This window comes from Lentzea aerocolonigenes (genome assembly GCF_000955955.1).
GTDB lineage: Bacteria > Actinomycetota > Actinomycetes > Mycobacteriales > Pseudonocardiaceae > Lentzea > Lentzea aerocolonigenes_A.
In genome coordinates this window covers 1-14,608 of the sequence record NZ_JYJG01000355.1, presented here as the reverse complement: position 1 = coordinate 14,608, position 14,608 = coordinate 1, and the positions used below count along the sequence as shown (strand labels likewise).

Genomic DNA, 14,608 nt, shown 5'->3' with positions numbered 1-14,608 from the left:
CTCAGGTGATGAAGCTTCGAGGGGTTGAATTGCTTTAGGGGGCAATGCTTTGAGACGCAATGCGTGGAGACGTGTGCTGAGCGCCGCCGCGCTGGCGCTCGTGGGCGTGGTGCCCGCGGTGCCGGCCGCGGCGGGACCGGCTCAGGACGCGACGTACGCGCTGGGGGCGTTCGGGTACGACCAGGGGTGGCGGACCGAGAAGCACGTGCGGGTGCTGGCCGATGTCACGCGGGACGGCAAGGCGGACGTCGTCGGGTTCGGTGAGGACGGTGTGTACACGTCGGTCGCGCTGGGAGGCGGGAAGTTCGGGCCTGCCAAGTACGTCCTCGCGGGCTACGGCCACAGCTCCGGATGGCGCATCGGCAAGCACCCGCGCTGGGTCGCCGACATCACCGGGGACGGCTTCGCGGACCTGGTGGGGGCAGGGCCGGACGGGGTGTGGACCGCGGTGGGGCGCGGTGACGGGTCGTTCGGTCCCCTGCGCTTCGCCTCGGGTGTCATGGGCTCCAACGGCCGGCCTGGGCCGTTGGGGATTCAGCTGGGCGACGCGAACCTCGACGGGCGCATGGATCTGTACGCGTTCTCGGACGGCCGTGTGGACATCGCCTTGGCGTCGGGTGGCGGTGGGTTCGCGGTGCCGTACCTGGCTTCGGCCGAGTTCACCGCGGACCGCTACGACTTCAACCAGTTCAAGGTCGCGAACATCGGCGGGGACGCGCGGCCGGACATCCTGTCCGTGCGCTACAACCCCGGTTTCACGCCGATGTCGACACTGGGGCGTGCGGATGGGACTTACGGGGCGTCGCAGCCGTCGGTGCCTTCGGCGGACGGGGTGTTCCAGGTCGGTGACATCACGGGTGACGGATACGCCGACGCGGTCCGGTTCGGCAGCGACGCCAACACGTACACGGGGCGTGCTGTCGGTACGGGCACGTTCACCGCGTTCGGTGTCGGGGTCGGTGACTTCGGCTACAACTACGGGTACGGCTACGGCACGTCGTCGCAGCCTTCGCCTTCTCTGGCCGACATCACTCGGGACAAGCGGGCGGATGTGGTCGGGTTCGGCTCCGCCGGTGTCGTCTCGGCTGTCTCGCGTGGTGACGGCACGTTCGGGCCGTCGCGAAAGGTCTTCGCGGACTTCGGGGCTGACCGTGGCTGGAGCGTCGCGCAGAACCCGCGGCTGTTGGCGGACGTCACCGGGGACGGGGCGGCGGACGTCGTCGGGTTCGGCAACAAGGGTGTGTTCGTCGCTGTCGCCGACGGGGCCGGCGGCCTCGCGTAAAGGCTGACCGGGCGGGACCCCCAGTCCGCTCGGTGAGGGGGGAACGGTCGTGCGCGGCTCTTGTAGTGGAGCCGCGCACGACCTGTCCAGGTTTCCCGTTCTGCGGGATGCCCCTTGTGGCAGGCCCTAGCGTGAAAAGCATGATCTCTCGGCGCGGCGTGCTGATCGCGGCAGGACTCACGGTGCTACCTTCCCGTGCTGTGGCTGCGGCGGCTCCATCGATCGTGAAGCCGTTGCCTGCCAGCGACTTCATCGTGCACGGCACCAACGCGGAGACGCGCTGGGAGGCCCTGCGCGACGCCGGCTCGCTCGTGCCGGTGTCGAAGTTCTTCGTGCGCAACCACACTTCGACGCCGGTGCTGGACTCCGCCGCCTGGCGTCTCCGGATCTTCGGCTCCGGGGTCGCGCGGCCGTTGTCGTTGTCACTGCGGGAGTTGCGAGCGCTGCCGTCCTGTTCGGTCGAGGCGGTGATCGAGTGCGCGGGCAACGGGCGGAGCTTCTTCTCCTCGCAGCAGGGGCAGAGCGTGGCCGGTACGCCGTGGGCTCTGGGTGCGGTCGGCAACGCGCGGTGGCGGGGGGTGCCGCTGCCGGTTCTGTTGCGGCTGGCCGGGATTCGGCGGTCCGCTGTGGACGTGATGCCTGCCGGGCTGGACTCCGAGTACGTGACCGGCGGCGTGAACCTCGGGCGGGTGCGGCGGCCGTTGCCGGTGTCGAAAGCCTTGGACGACGTGCTGGTCGCGTACGAGATGAACGGCGCTGAACTGCCTTTCGACCACGGGTATCCGGCTCGGCTGGTGGTGCCGGGGTGGGTCGGGATCGCGAGCATCAAGTGGTTGGGGTCGTTGGAGGTTTCCGACGTTCCGCTGCATTCGCCGTGGGACACGCAGTACTACCGGTTGCTCGGTCCTGACTACCCGGCCGACGGCTCGCTGGTGACCACGCAGGTGGCCAAGAGCGCGTTCGAGCTCGGGTTCGGTGCTTCCGTTCCGGCTGGGCGTCAGGTGCTGACCGGGCGGTCGTGGGGTCCTGGCGGGGTGCGGCGGATCTCGGTCTCCGTGGACGGCCGGACGTGGCGGCGTGCCACGCCCGTGTCACGCGGCGGCTGGACGCGGTGGCAGATCCCGTGGCAGGCGACGCCGGGGTCGCACGTGTTGCGGGCGCGGGCCGACGACCAGCCTGATGTGTCGCCGTACAACACGCAGGGCTACCTGTTCGGGGCCGTGGTCAGCCACCCCGTGACGGTGGCCTAGGCGCTTTCACGGACGACCAGCGTCGAGGGGAAGAACGTGGTCTGGCCGGTATCGCCGCGGTCGAGCACGGCTCTGGCGGCCGCCGCGGCGATCTCCTCGACCGGGTGCGTCGACGTGGTCAGCGCCGGGCGGCTGAGGCAGGCGAACGCGATGTCGTCGAACCCGGCGACCGCCACGTCTGCTGGTATTCGGATGCCTTGCGCGTGCAGTCCATCGAGGACACCGAGTGCGGTGAGGTCGCTGAGCGCGAACACGGCGTCGGTGTCGGGCCAGCGGGTCATGATCTCCTTCGCCGCTGCCGCGCCGCGGGCGGCCGTGAAGTCGCCGGAGACGACCCTGGTCTCCCGGCCGCTGTCGCGCATGATCTGCTGGTAGGCGTCTCGCGCGCGATCGACGCACGGCAGCCACGATGGGCCGGTGACCATTGCGATTCTTCTCCGGCCGGTGTTCACCAGGTGGCGCACGACCCCGTCGGTGCCGCTGCCGTTGTCCACGTCGAACGACGGCACGTCCTTCGTGCCCACACCGATCGCGGCAGTTCGGCCGCGCATGGCCTTGGGCACGGTGTGGAGGGCCGGCTGCGTCGGGTTGACCACCACGAGCCCGCCGAGGTTGTGGCTGCCGGCGAGGGTGGCGAGCGAGGCGCCCAGAGGAACCCAGTGCAGCGACACGCCGACCTCGCGTTCGGCGGCGATGTGCGCGGCCGTGGTCAGCACCCGCCCCACGTACGGGTCGTCGAGGATGGCGGCGGTGTGACCGATTACGGCGATGGCGAGCCGGGTACCACTGCGGGACGCGAGCGCGCGGGCGGCGGCGTCCGGCACGTAGCCGAGCTTGGCGACGGCCTGGGCGACCCGGTCGCGGGACCGTGCCGACGCGGGGCCCTGACCGGTGATCACCCGTGACGCCGTCGCCCGTGACACGCCTGCGGCCCGTGCCACGTCGTCCAGCGTCGCGCTGTGTTGTCCCCTCATCTCGCAAGTATTGCCATGGAAGCGCTTCCATGTGTGAGGTGTGAACTTCATGTATCGAGAAAGGGGACCGGGATGTCGGTCACGGTGTCGCGCAGGGAAGTCCGGACCGCCGCGGCGGGGGTGGCGGTCACGTTCGGGCTGAACGGCGTCGCGGTGGCTTCGTGGTTCGCCCGCGTGCCCGCCGCCCGTGACGCACTGGGTCTCTCCGCGGGTGCGTTGGGGCTGTTGCTGTTGTCGATGTCGCTGGGCGCGTTCCTGGCGATGCTCTCCGCGGGCGAGGTCACGCATCGGCTCGGGGCGCGGTTGACGGTGTGCGTGTCGGCGCTGGTGGTCTCCTCGGGGCTGTTTCTGGCCGGCGTCGGGATCGGAGCGGTCCCGTCCGTGGTGCTGACGGCTGCGGGCATCTTCGTGCTCGGCTACGGGTCGGGCCTCTGCGACGTGGCGATGAACGTCGAGGCGGCGGAGGTGGAACGCGCTCTCGGTCGCACGGTGATGCCGCGCTTCCACGCCATGTGGAGCCTGGGCACCGTGGCCGCCGCCGGTCTCGCGTCCCTGGCGGCGTGGGCTTTGCTGCCGGTGACCGCGCACCTGGGTGGCGTGGCTGTCGTGGTCGCGGTCGGCACGTTGGTGGCGGCGCGGGCGTACCGGCTCGGCGGCGACGCATCGCCCGAGCGCGGCAGTGGAGTGATGGCGGCCTGGCGCGAACCTCGCACGTTGCTGATCGGGGCGCTGGTGCTCGTGCTGGCGTTCACCGAGGGCACCGCGAACGACTGGGTGGCGGTGGCGTTCATCGACGGGCACGCCTTCTCCGGCGCGGCGGGCTCGGTGGTGTTCGGCGTGTTCGTCACGACGATGACGTTCGGCCGGATCGTCGGGACTCTGGCGCTGGACCGGTGGGGCCGCGTGCCGGTGCTGCTGGTCACGATGCTGGTGGCGGCTTCCGGGGTGGTTTTGGCGGTGTTCGCCGGCTCTCCGGTGGTGGCGGTCGCGGGGGTGGCCGTGTGGGGTCTCGGCACCGCGCTGGGCTTCCCGGTGGGCATGAGCGCGGCGGCGGACGACCCTGCTCGTGCGGCTGCTCGGGTGAGTGTGGTCGCGGTGATCGGCTACACGGCGTTTCTCGCCGGTCCGCCGCTGGTCGGGCTGCTGGGGGACCAGGTGGGGGTGCTGCGGGCGCTGTTGGTGGTGCCGCTGTTGTTGCTGCCGGCTTTGGCGCTCGTGCCGGCGCTGCGGCGGCCTGTGGCGTGAGGTGCGGTGGCCGGTGGCGTGAGGTGCAGTGGCATGAGGTGCGTTAGGTGCGATGTGCGCCCACCACACACACGGCACGGGCCGGGTACCCCCAATTTCGATTCTAGGGAGTGGGACCGACAGTTCGGCGGGGCGTGGGCCGGGGTGTGAAGATCGGGCGGTGACTGTCTCCGCGTGGGCACCCCTGCGCCGCAGTGCCTTCCGGGCGCTGTGGCTCGCCCAGTTCGCCTCCAACATCGGCACCTGGGCGCAGACGGTCGGTGCGCAGTGGCTCATGGGTGACCTCGGCGGGTCCGCGTTGCAGGTCGCCTTGGTCCAGACGGCCACCACGTTGCCGGTGTTCCTGCTGGTGGTGCCATCGGGGGCGTTGGGCGACATCCTCGACCGCAGGCATGTGCTGATCTCCGGCCAGGCGCTCATGCTGGCCGGCGCGGCGGGGCTGATGTTGCTCGCGGGGACCGACAAGGCCACGCCGTCGAGTCTGCTCGGGCTGCTCGCGCTCATGGCGATCGGGCAGGCGTTGTCGATGCCGTCGTTCCAGGCCATTCAGCCGGAGCTGGTGTCCAGGGAGGAGATTCCGCAGGCCGCGCTGCTGAACGGCGTCAACATGAACGTCGGCCGCGCGATCGGGCCCGCGCTCGGCGGGCTGCTGATCGCGTTGGCCGGGTCGGAGGCCACGTTCGCGTTCAACACGGTGTCGTTCCTCGGTGTGCTGATCGTGCTGGCGCGGTGGAAGAGGCCGTCGGACCACCGTCCGCTCGGGGCCGAACACATCACCACGGCGGTGCGGACCGGTGCGCGGTACGTGGCCAGTTCGCCGTTGTTCCGACGAGTGCTGACGAGACTCCTGGTGTTCATCGTGTTCGGCAGCGGGCTGTGGGCGTTGCTGCCGGCCATCGCGCGCGGGCCGCTGCAGCTCGACGCCAGCGGGTACGGCGTGTTGCTCGGCAGTGTGGGCACGGGGGCTATCGGCGGCGCGTTCGTGGTGCCGAAGTTGTTGCAGCGCATGAGCAAGAACCGGCTGGTGCTGTTCGCGACGTGGGTCTACGCGGCGGCGACGAGCACTGCGGTGCTGACGGCAAGCTTCCCCGTGGTCATCGTGGCGATGTTGCTGACGGGCGCGTGCTGGATCGCCACGCTGTCGACGTTCAACGCCACCGCGCAGGTGATGCTGCCGTCGTGGACGCGGGCTCGGGCGCTCGCCTACTACCAGCTGATCCTCATGGGCGGGCAGGCGCTGGGCGCGGTCGTGTGGGGTGCGGTCGCGGACGCGTACAGCCTCAGGACGGCCATGATCGTGCCGGCGGCGGCGATGGCCGTGGCGGTCCTCGCCGCGACGAAGTGGTTCCCGCTGCTCGACCGCTCGCTCGACATCAGCCCGGCGACGTACTGGGACGCGCCGCCCGAGATCGACGACACCTACGCCGGGCCCGTGCTGGTCACGGTGGAGTGGCCGGTGGCGAAGGAGAACGAGGACGAGTTCATCGACGCCATGCAGAAGGTCGGCAGAGCGAGGCGACGCACGGGCGCCACGATGTGGGGGCTGTTCCGCGACACGGAGAAGCCGGAGACGTTCCTGGAGACCTTCACCGTGGCGACGTGGCAGGAGCACCTGCGGCAGCACATCGAGCGCGGCACGGTCGTGGACCAGCAGAACCAGGAAGCCGCACGTGCGCTCGCCAAGGGAGACGCGCACGTGCGGCACCTGCTGTTCGCGGAACCGAAGAAGCCGGACTAGGCGTTGTAGGCCTCGACGGTCACGCGAGGTTGTTCGGACGGAAGATCGCGCCTGTGCCACGACAGCGTGACGGAGCGGGTCTCGCCGGGCAGCAGCCACAGGTAGTTGTCGCTGTAGATCGTCGGCAGCACGCGCCGGTCGGAGCGTCGATCACGCAGGCCGAGCCGGGTCATCGCCGCGACGACCTCGCCCGTGTTGCGCACCTTCACGGTCAACCGGCGACGATCACCGTCACATCGAACACCACCGACATCGGAAGAAACGTTCGTGCGGCCCAACGAGTTCAGGGCCTGCATGTCCGAAGGCGCGCGATAACGCCAGTAGGTGTTCTCGGAGACGAGCTGGTCTCCGTCGAACAGCCGCAACCGCACCAGGTGCAAGGCGGACGAGTGCGGCGTCACCGAGAACAACGACGCCTTCGCGGACGCACCGACTTCGACCGCGGCGTTCTGGGTGCTCAGCACCTCACCGGACAACGAGAGAACGATCGCCTCGACACGACCGTGCACAACACTGGTGGTGTGGTTGAGAACCGTCACCTGCCAAGTGTCCGAAGAGGCCTGAACGTGGAGCGGCTCGCACGCCTTCTTCGCGCCGAGGTACGTGCCGTTGACGTCCAGGTCGTAGTCGTAGGTCTGCCACACCGTCGAATACCAGGCCGGATGCGACATCCACAGCAGCAACGCGGAAGCGTCGTCCCACAGGTGAGCGTTCCACGCCTCGAACATCGCCCGCATGTTCTCGTAGTTCACGAACTGCGCCTTGCGGCAGAACTCGTCGAGTCCGGACGAGGCACCGAGCCGCGCGTCGATCGCGGCCTGGTAGAGCTGCGGGCGCTGGTTGCCGTCGGTGCACCAGTCGTGCGCGTACCAGACGTCGCCGATCGGCCACGCCACCTCGGACCCGGCCAGGTTGCGCATCGTCTCGGCCACCGGCACGGTCGGCATGCCGATCTCGGTGTGGAAGCCGAAGTCGAAAGTGTCGTACGTGCTGGGGTCGAAGTACTTCGCGGGCTCGACCCAGTGGTACGGGCCGTGGCCGGAGACGCTGCCGTCGGCCGAGTGGCTCTGGTAGTGGACGTCGGTGTGCTGTTCGGCAACGATCTCGCGCAGGCCGGCGTCCGTGTTCGGCGGCGGCGAGGCCTCGTTGGCGCCGCACCACACCACGATGCTCGGGTGGTGGCGGTAGCGCGTCACGGTGTCGCGCGCGGTGTCGAGGTAGCCGGGGATGTCGTCGGTGAACTCGCCGACGATCCAGAAGTCGTTCCACACCAGGATTCCGTGCCGGTCGCAGGCGGAGAAGAACTCGTCGCGGTTGCTGCTGCCGATCCAGTTGCGGATCATCGTGAAGTTCATGTCGCGGTGCAGGCCGACGACGTTGTCGAGGCGCTCGGCCGGCATGCGGCGCAGCAGCTCGTCGAAGCCCCAGTTGCCGCCGCGGCAGAAGATCGGCACGCCGTTCACGCGGATCTTCAACGGCTCCTGCTCATAGGAGAGCTCGCGGATGCCGAAGTGCGTGGTCCGCTTGTCGCTCTCGGCACCCTTCGCGGTCACCGTCAGGACCGTTTCGTGCAGGTGCGGGTCGCCGTACCCGTTGGGCCACCACAGTTTCGGGTTCGCCATGGTGTACGTGCCGAGCGCGACCTCGGACACGCCGGGCTCCAAAGTCACGGCCTTCGCGAGCTTCACGCCGGAGAACGCCGCCTGCACCGTGACCGGCAGGGGAGAAGCGGAGGTGTTGCGAACGGGCACGCTGATCGTGATGCCGGCGGAATTGTGGTCTGCGGACAACGTTGTCACGACACGTGGATCGCCGAAGACCGCGTCACCGGTGGCGCGCATCCGGATGTGGTCCCAGATGCCGGTGCCGCGGTCGCGCACCGCGGGCATCCAGTCCCAGCCGGAGATCGACAGGTAGGTCGGCGAGTCGAGGTGGAGCTGACCGGAGTTCGGGAACGCGCCGCCGTCGCTGCCCTTGTCGGTCGGGCTGCCGGGGTGCTTCATCGGGTTGAGCCGCAGCGCCAGCACCTGCTCGCCCGAAGCCTTCAGCGCGGAGGTGATGTCGAACGAACCGCGGATGAACGGGTTGGTGACGTCGCCGATCTTGGTGCCGTTGAGCCAGATCTCGGCGTGCTGCATCACGCCGTCGAGCTCCAGCCACACCTTGCGGCCGGCGAAGTTCTTCGGCAGCGGGAACGCGCGGCGGTACCACCACGAGTGTCGCGACAGCGCCTCCGGGATCTGCATGTTGTGCATGGCGGCGACGGGGTCCGGGAAGTGGCCCTGGTCGACCAATGACGTCAGCACTGTGCCAGGAACGGTTGCGTCCAGCCATTTCGACGTGTCCACACCGGACCGAGCCAGTGCCGAGCCATCGGAGGTGCCCGCGAAGTCGTCCATCGTGAGGTGCCAGCCGGAGTCCAGTTCGACGGTGTTGTCCGGGCCGGGCTGCAGCGCGGGGACGTTGCCGTTGCCGCGCCAATCGGTCCAGCCCTTGACGCCAGGTCGTGGGCCGGACGTGCCGTAGACCTGAAAGCCGTTGAGCCCCAACGGGTTGTCGTTCGACCGGTGGGTTCCCGTCAGCCGGACGTAGCGCGCGCCGACCGGCTTCTCGAGCTGGATCCGCGTTTCCGCGCCCCGGTAGACCTCGCGCCACGTCTGGTTGTCCGTGCTGACCTCGAGGTGGAACGACAGCGCGGCCGCGGACAGGATCTCTGCGCCGGTCGTGTCGTTGCGCGGCTGGTAGCCCGGCACCGGCACGAACGTCGGATCGCCCGGCTTCGCCTCGAAGACCAGCACGAACGACGAGACCTCGCAAAGCCCCTGCAGGTCGACGACCACCCACTGCGGGTCGCCGGCGGCCGCGCGCCAGCCGGAGCCGCGCACACCGGCCTGCTGCAACCCGTCGGTGACGAACTGCGGGGGAGTGGCGGCGCAGGCGGAGGAAGAAGCGGAAACGGGGCGGTTCAGCGCAAGATCGGTGACCTCGTGCGACATCAACTCTCCATGCAACTAAGGCGCCCGCAGCCAGCTTTGAGGGTTGATCGTTTGCCGGTCAAGAGGACAAGCGAGACAAGATGACAAGGTTGTCGACCGGCTGTCCCATAGCAGCGAGCTATGAACGGAAGGGATGCTCGCGGGCCAACGGGCGGTGTGACGCTTCCGGCACCTCGAACCCTGCGGAGGACCCGATGCGATTAGCCGCCCTGATCCTGGCCGTGGTGGCCGGACTCCTGGCTCCGACCTGCGCCCACGCCGCCCCTGCCCCCGATCCCACCCACGCCTCGCCGAACAGCCCCCTGCTGCCACCCGAGGTCGCCAGGAACACCCGGCACCCGGCACCCGAGAACACGATCCAGACCGCGGCGGTCACCGACTACCCGGCCGAGTTGCGCGCGTTGACCCGCGTGCTCGACAACTACACGCCCGCCGACGACGCCACCGTGCACGCCGGCATGATCATGCTCTACTACGGCCACGCATACCCGGAGTTCCTCGCCGCGGTGAAGGCCGAACCGGAGATCCTGCGGGCGCTGCGCCGGTTCGTGGTGCGGCACCTGGACCTCTTCGGCACCGACCGCGCCTACCTGGTCACGAACGCCACTCGCGAGCTCGGCAGATTCCTGCAGCACAAGGACATCGCCCCGCTGGTCCGCCCGCTGCTCGTGGACATGGTGAACCGTGGTGACGTGGTGGGCAGGCTCGCGCCGCTGTGGGTGGGCGTCGCCGAGATGGTCGACTGGTACGACAAGGCGAACTGCCGCCGCTACGGCACCTGCGACTTCAAGGCGACGATCGACCGCCGCGTGCTCACCGTCCGGCACACCTGCAGCTCGACGCTGAAGATCCGCGCCCAGCAGCTGACCCGGGCCCAGCTCCGTCGGACGTGCAGCTCGCTGGCCGCCCAGGACGCCGTCTTCCACGGCCTGGTGCACGACTCCGGACCTGTCGCCGGCGACCAGAACACGTCTCTGGAGGTCGTGGTCTTCAACACCGGCGACGACTACCGGACGTACGCGGGCGTGCTGTTCGACATCTCCACCAACAACGGCGGCATGTACCTGGAAGGCGACCCGGCCAAGAACGAGGCCCGGTTCATCGCGCACGAGGCCGACTGGCTGCCGTCGTTCGCGATCTGGAACCTCAACCACGAGTACACCCACTACCTCGACGGCCGCTTCGACATGCACGGCGACTTCGACGAGAACATGACCACGCCCACGGTGTGGTGGGTCGAGGGGTTCGCCGAGTACGTCTCCTACACCTACCGGAACGAGGTCTACGCGGACGCGCTGGCCGAGGCGAAGAAGCAGACCTACGCGTTGAGCGCGCTCTTCGACACGACCTACGACCACGACACGAAGCGCGTCTACAACTGGGGTTACCTAGCGGTCCGCTACCTGGTCGAGAAGCACCCGGACGACGTCGCGGCAGTGCTGGCGGACTACCGCGCAGGGGACTGGGCGCGGGCCCGCGACCACGTGACGCGGGTGATCGGAACGCGTTACGACAACGACTGGTACGGGTGGCTCGGCACGCTGTCGAGCTGACGGCCGGTGGAGCTCAGTCCGCCGAGGTGAGGGCCGCGCCGCGGTCCTCCCACCACGGCCGGAACACCTCGCTCGCCATCGCCTGCTCCGAATAGGCGCCCAGCACCTCGGCGAACACGCGGCTGGCCTGCTCCCAGGTCAGCCGCTCCCGCCGCCAGCAGAACACCAGCCGCATCCGCATCGGCGCCCCCGCCAACGGCCGCACCGCCACCCCCGGACCGCCCTGCGACGTCGGTTCGACCAGCTGGACGGCCTTGCCGGCCGCGATCAGCTGCCGCCCGGCCCCGCTCGGCACCTCGAACCGGATCCGCGGCACGAACCCCACCGCCCGGCACGCCGCCCGCAGCGTCGTCAACGACCCGTCCTCGGCTCCGGGAGGCCCGACCCACGCCTCACCGGCCAAGTCCGCCAGCTCCACCTCAGGTGCTGAAGCAAGCCGGTGACCTGCGGGAAGAGCGATGTACACCGGCACCCACGGCACCACGATCCGCTGCCCGATCCCGCGCGGCAGCCCGAGATCGCCCTCCTCGTCGACCGCGATCACCGCCGCGTCCAGGTGCCCGTTCGCCAGCGCCAGCGCCAGCCCGGTCGACGACGGGTCGACCACCAGCGTCACGTCGTCCAGAGCCTCCTCCAGACGCGAGAAGAGGGCAGCCACGCACTCCATGTGCACCGACCCGAACCGGATCGGACCGCCTCGCCCGGCCATGTCCGAGCCGAACGCCTCCAGCTCCACCAACAACAACCGGGCTCGCTGCAGCATCTGCGCGCCCAATGCGGTAGGAACGGCTCCGGCCCGGCCGCGTTCGAACAGCTTGCCGCCGACCAGGCGCTCGACCCGCTGCAGCAAGGTCGTCAGAGACGGTTGGGAGATGCCCAGCTGGGTCGCCGCGCGCGAGAGGCTGCCCGCGTCGCCGATGGCGCAGACCGCGCGCAGGTGCCGGATCTCCAGTTCCATAGGCTGAGGCTATCCCCGATCTGGATTGGCGGACCCCGGCCGTTCGAAGGAAGGCTGGGGTCAAACACGATCCCGAGAGGACCGGAATTGGCTCGGACACGCCGTGACATGGCGAAACTGGTCGAAGCGGACGGTTTCCGCACCCACATCCGCGACGGCTGGGGCAAGTGGGACGACCACATCGACCTGCCCAAAGGCATCGTCGAAGCGGTTCGCGCCCATCGTGCGAGGCTCGTCGAAGCGCTCCCAGGCAAGCGGATCGCGCTGGCTGCGGGACGGGCGCACGTCCGGTCCAACGACACGTTCCACGAGTTCCGCGCCGACAGCGACTTCGTGTGGCTGACCGGCTGCCAGGTCGAGGGCGCGGTGCTGGTGCTGTCCGATGAGGACGCCACGCTGTTCGTGCCGGTGCCGTCGGAACCGCACAGCGTCGACTTCTTCGGTGACGCCGACCGCAGCCCGTTCTGGATCGGCGCCGCGGCAGGGCCGAAGGAGTGGGGCGAGGCGCTGGACATCACCGCCCGCCCGCTCGAAGACCTCGCGCACGCCCTGCGCGGCCGGCACCCCGAGACGCTCACCGCCAAGGGTGTCGACCCGCTGCTGGACGCCCTGACCGGTTCGCACAGCGACGAGCTGCGCACCACGCTCTCGGAACTGCGCCGCATCAAGGACGACTGGGAGATCGGCCAGCTCCGCCAGGCGGTCGACGCGTCGGTCAAGGGCTTCGCGGACGTCGCGATGGAGCTCGGCCAGGCCGTGCGCGGCGGGGGAGAGCGCTGGCTGCAGGGCACGTTCGACCGTCGCGCGCGCACCGAGGGCAACGGCCCCGGTTACACCTCGATCGTCGCTGCCGGCCCGCACGCCCCGGTGTTGCACTGGACGCGCTGCGACGGACGTGTGAACGACGCGGACCTGCTGCTGCTCGACGCCGGCGTCGAAATGAACTCGCTCTACACCGCGGACGTCACCCGCACGTTCCCGGTGAGCGGCGAGTTCTCCGCGGCCCAGCGTCAGGTCTACGACCTCGTGCACGCCTCGCACGTGGCCGCTCTGGCGGAAGTCAAGCCCGGCAACGACTACAGCGCCTTCCACCACACCGCGATGCGCGTGCTCGCGGAGGGCCTGCACGACTGGGGCCTGCTGCCCGTGTCAGTCGACAAGGCGCTCGACCCGGCCGGTCAGCACCACCGCCGGTACATCGTCTGCGGCACCGGGCACTTGCTCGGCCTGGACGTGCACGACTGCGCCGACGCCCGCCAGGAGACCTACCAGATGGGCATCCTGGAGCGCGGCATGGCGCTGACCGTCGAACCCGGCCTGTACTTCCACCCGAACGACGAGACGCTGCCGCCGGAACTGCGCGGCATCGGCGTCCGCATCGAGGATGACCTCGTCGTCACCTCGACCGGCGCGGAGATCCTGTCGGACGCGCTGCCGATCGAAGCGGACGACGTGGCCGCCTGGGTGCGAAAACAGCGCTCCTAGCGTGGCTTTACGGCGTCTGCAAGTACTACCAACTGCGAGTTGGTAGTACTTGCAGACGCCCCAGAGCTCAGGACTTGGTGCCGATTCCCGCGATGGCGCGGACCTCCATCTCGGCGGCCTTCGCGGCGTTCTCCGGCTCGGCCTTCGAGAAGATCGTGCCGAAGAAGCCGCACAGGAACGAGAACGGGATGGAGACCAGGCCCGGGTTGCCCAGCGGGAACCAGGCGAAGTCGATGTCCGGGAAGATCGACGTCTTCGCGCCCGACATCACCGGCGAGGAGATGATGAGCAGCAGGCACGAGCCGAGGCCGCCGTAGATGCTCCACAGCGTGCCCGTGGTGTTGAAGCGGCGCCAGAAGATCGTGTAGAGGATCGTCGACAGGTTCGCGGACGCGGCCAGAGCGAGGGCCAGGGAGACCAGGAACGCCACGTTCTGGCCGTTCGCCGCGATACCGCCGATGATCGACAGGAGGCCGACGACCACGGCCGTCAGGCGGGCGACCCGGATCTCCCTGCGCGGTTCGGCGTTGCCGCGCTTGATGACGTTCGCGTACACGTCGTGGGCGAACGAGGCCGAAGCCGCCAGGGTCAGACCGGCGACGACCGCGAGGATCGTGGCGAACGCGACCGCGGACACGATGCCGAGCAGCACGGCGCCACCGATGCGGAACGCCAGCAGCGGCGCGGCGGAGTTCTCGCCACCCGGTGCGGCGGCGATCGTGTCGCTGCCGACGAGAGCCATCGCGCCGAAACCGATCACCAGCGTGCACAGGTAGAAGATGACCATCGTCCAGGTCGCCCACACGACCGAACGACGGGCCTCGGAGGCGTTCGGCACGGTGTAGAAGCGCATCAGCACGTGCGGCAGAGACGCGATGCCCAGCACCAAGGACAACGCCAGCGACACGAAGTCCAGTTTGGACATCGTGCTGAAGCCGTACTTGGCGCCGGGGTCGAGGACGGCCTCGCCGAGCTTGTTGTTCTCGGTGGCCTGCTGCATGATCGCGGACAGGCTGAAGCCGAACTTGCCCAGCAGGAAGATGCTCATCAGCGTCACGCAGAGCAGCAGCAGGACAGCCTTGATGATCTGCACCCAGGTCGTGCCCTTCATGCCGCCGACCAGCACG

The 14,608-nt window shown here is 69.3% G+C and carries 10 protein-coding genes; 6 read left to right on the top strand and 4 right to left on the bottom strand.

Features of this window, described 5'->3' with window-relative positions:
• The first annotated feature begins 73 nt into the window (after positions 1-73).
• Together UK23_RS37570 and UK23_RS37565 are read left to right on the top strand one after the other, a co-directional pair.
• A complete protein-coding gene (locus tag UK23_RS37570; RefSeq protein WP_045316534.1) occupies positions 74-1,282 on the top strand; it encodes an FG-GAP repeat domain-containing protein in 1,209 nt (402 codons plus the stop codon).
• A gap of 140 nt (positions 1,283-1,422) precedes the next feature.
• Positions 1,423-2,532, top strand: coding sequence for a sulfite oxidase (locus UK23_RS37565; RefSeq protein ID WP_231114854.1), 1,110 nt, complete (start codon positions 1,423-1,425; stop codon positions 2,530-2,532).
• Here the strand turns inward: UK23_RS37565 and UK23_RS37560 are convergent.
• On the bottom strand, positions 2,529-3,506 hold the full coding sequence (locus UK23_RS37560) for a LacI family DNA-binding transcriptional regulator (RefSeq protein ID WP_045316532.1): 978 nt from the start codon (positions 3,504-3,506) through the stop codon (positions 2,529-2,531). The two genes, UK23_RS37565 and UK23_RS37560, sit on opposite strands and share 4 nt — an antisense overlap.
• A gap of 72 nt (positions 3,507-3,578) precedes the next feature.
• Here UK23_RS37560 and UK23_RS37555 point away from each other — a divergent pair, with 72 nt between their 5' ends.
• The gene (locus tag UK23_RS37555) at positions 3,579-4,751 is read left to right on the top strand and encodes a membrane protein (protein WP_045316531.1); all 1,173 of its coding nucleotides are present in this window, start codon (positions 3,579-3,581) and stop codon (positions 4,749-4,751) included.
• 160 nt (positions 4,752-4,911) lie between these two features.
• Positions 4,912-6,489: an MFS transporter gene (locus UK23_RS37550; RefSeq protein ID WP_045316530.1), complete on the top strand. Its 1,578-nt coding sequence runs from the start codon at positions 4,912-4,914 to the stop codon at positions 6,487-6,489.
• Here UK23_RS37550 and UK23_RS37545 read toward each other — a convergent pair.
• Positions 6,486-9,485: a glycosyl hydrolase 2 galactose-binding domain-containing protein gene (locus tag UK23_RS37545; protein WP_052685404.1), complete on the bottom strand. Its 3,000-nt coding sequence runs from the start codon at positions 9,483-9,485 to the stop codon at positions 6,486-6,488. The two genes, UK23_RS37550 and UK23_RS37545, sit on opposite strands and share 4 nt — an antisense overlap.
• A gap of 194 nt (positions 9,486-9,679) precedes the next feature.
• On the opposite strand from UK23_RS37545, the gene UK23_RS37540 reads away from it, so the two are divergent.
• On the top strand, positions 9,680-11,038 hold the full coding sequence (locus UK23_RS37540; protein ID WP_231114853.1) for a collagenase: 1,359 nt from the start codon (positions 9,680-9,682) through the stop codon (positions 11,036-11,038).
• Positions 11,039-11,051: 13 nt separating this feature from the next.
• On the opposite strand, the gene UK23_RS37535 is transcribed toward UK23_RS37540, so the two are convergent.
• Positions 11,052-11,996 carry a LysR family transcriptional regulator gene (locus tag UK23_RS37535; protein WP_045316529.1) on the bottom strand — a complete coding sequence of 315 codons (945 nt, stop codon included), beginning with the start codon at positions 11,994-11,996 and terminating at the stop codon, positions 11,052-11,054.
• A 108-nt stretch (positions 11,997-12,104) separates the two neighbouring features.
• On the opposite strand from UK23_RS37535, the gene UK23_RS37530 reads away from it, so the two are divergent.
• Positions 12,105-13,481, top strand: coding sequence for an aminopeptidase P family protein (locus tag UK23_RS37530; RefSeq protein ID WP_045316528.1), 1,377 nt, complete (start codon positions 12,105-12,107; stop codon positions 13,479-13,481).
• Positions 13,482-13,548: 67 nt separating this feature from the next.
• Here the strand turns inward: UK23_RS37530 and UK23_RS37525 are convergent.
• Positions 13,549-14,608: cation acetate symporter (locus UK23_RS37525; protein WP_045316527.1), on the bottom strand; the 1,060-nt coding region annotated here is incomplete at its 5' end.

Coding starts and splice junctions, on each gene's coding strand:
- UK23_RS37565 (WP_231114854.1), top strand. CDS start 1,423: ATGATCTCTCGGCGCGGCGTGCTGATCGCGGCAGGACTCACGGTGCTA.
- UK23_RS37560 (WP_045316532.1), bottom strand. CDS start 3,506: ATGAGGGGACAACACAGCGCGACGCTGGACGACGTGGCACGGGCCGCA.
- UK23_RS37555 (WP_045316531.1), top strand. CDS start 3,579: ATGTCGGTCACGGTGTCGCGCAGGGAAGTCCGGACCGCCGCGGCGGGG.
- UK23_RS37545 (WP_052685404.1), bottom strand. CDS start 9,485: ATGTCGCACGAGGTCACCGATCTTGCGCTGAACCGCCCCGTTTCCGCT.
- UK23_RS37540 (WP_231114853.1), top strand. CDS start 9,680: ATGCGATTAGCCGCCCTGATCCTGGCCGTGGTGGCCGGACTCCTGGCT.
- UK23_RS37535 (WP_045316529.1), bottom strand. CDS start 11,996: ATGGAACTGGAGATCCGGCACCTGCGCGCGGTCTGCGCCATCGGCGAC.
- UK23_RS37530 (WP_045316528.1), top strand. CDS start 12,105: ATGGCGAAACTGGTCGAAGCGGACGGTTTCCGCACCCACATCCGCGAC.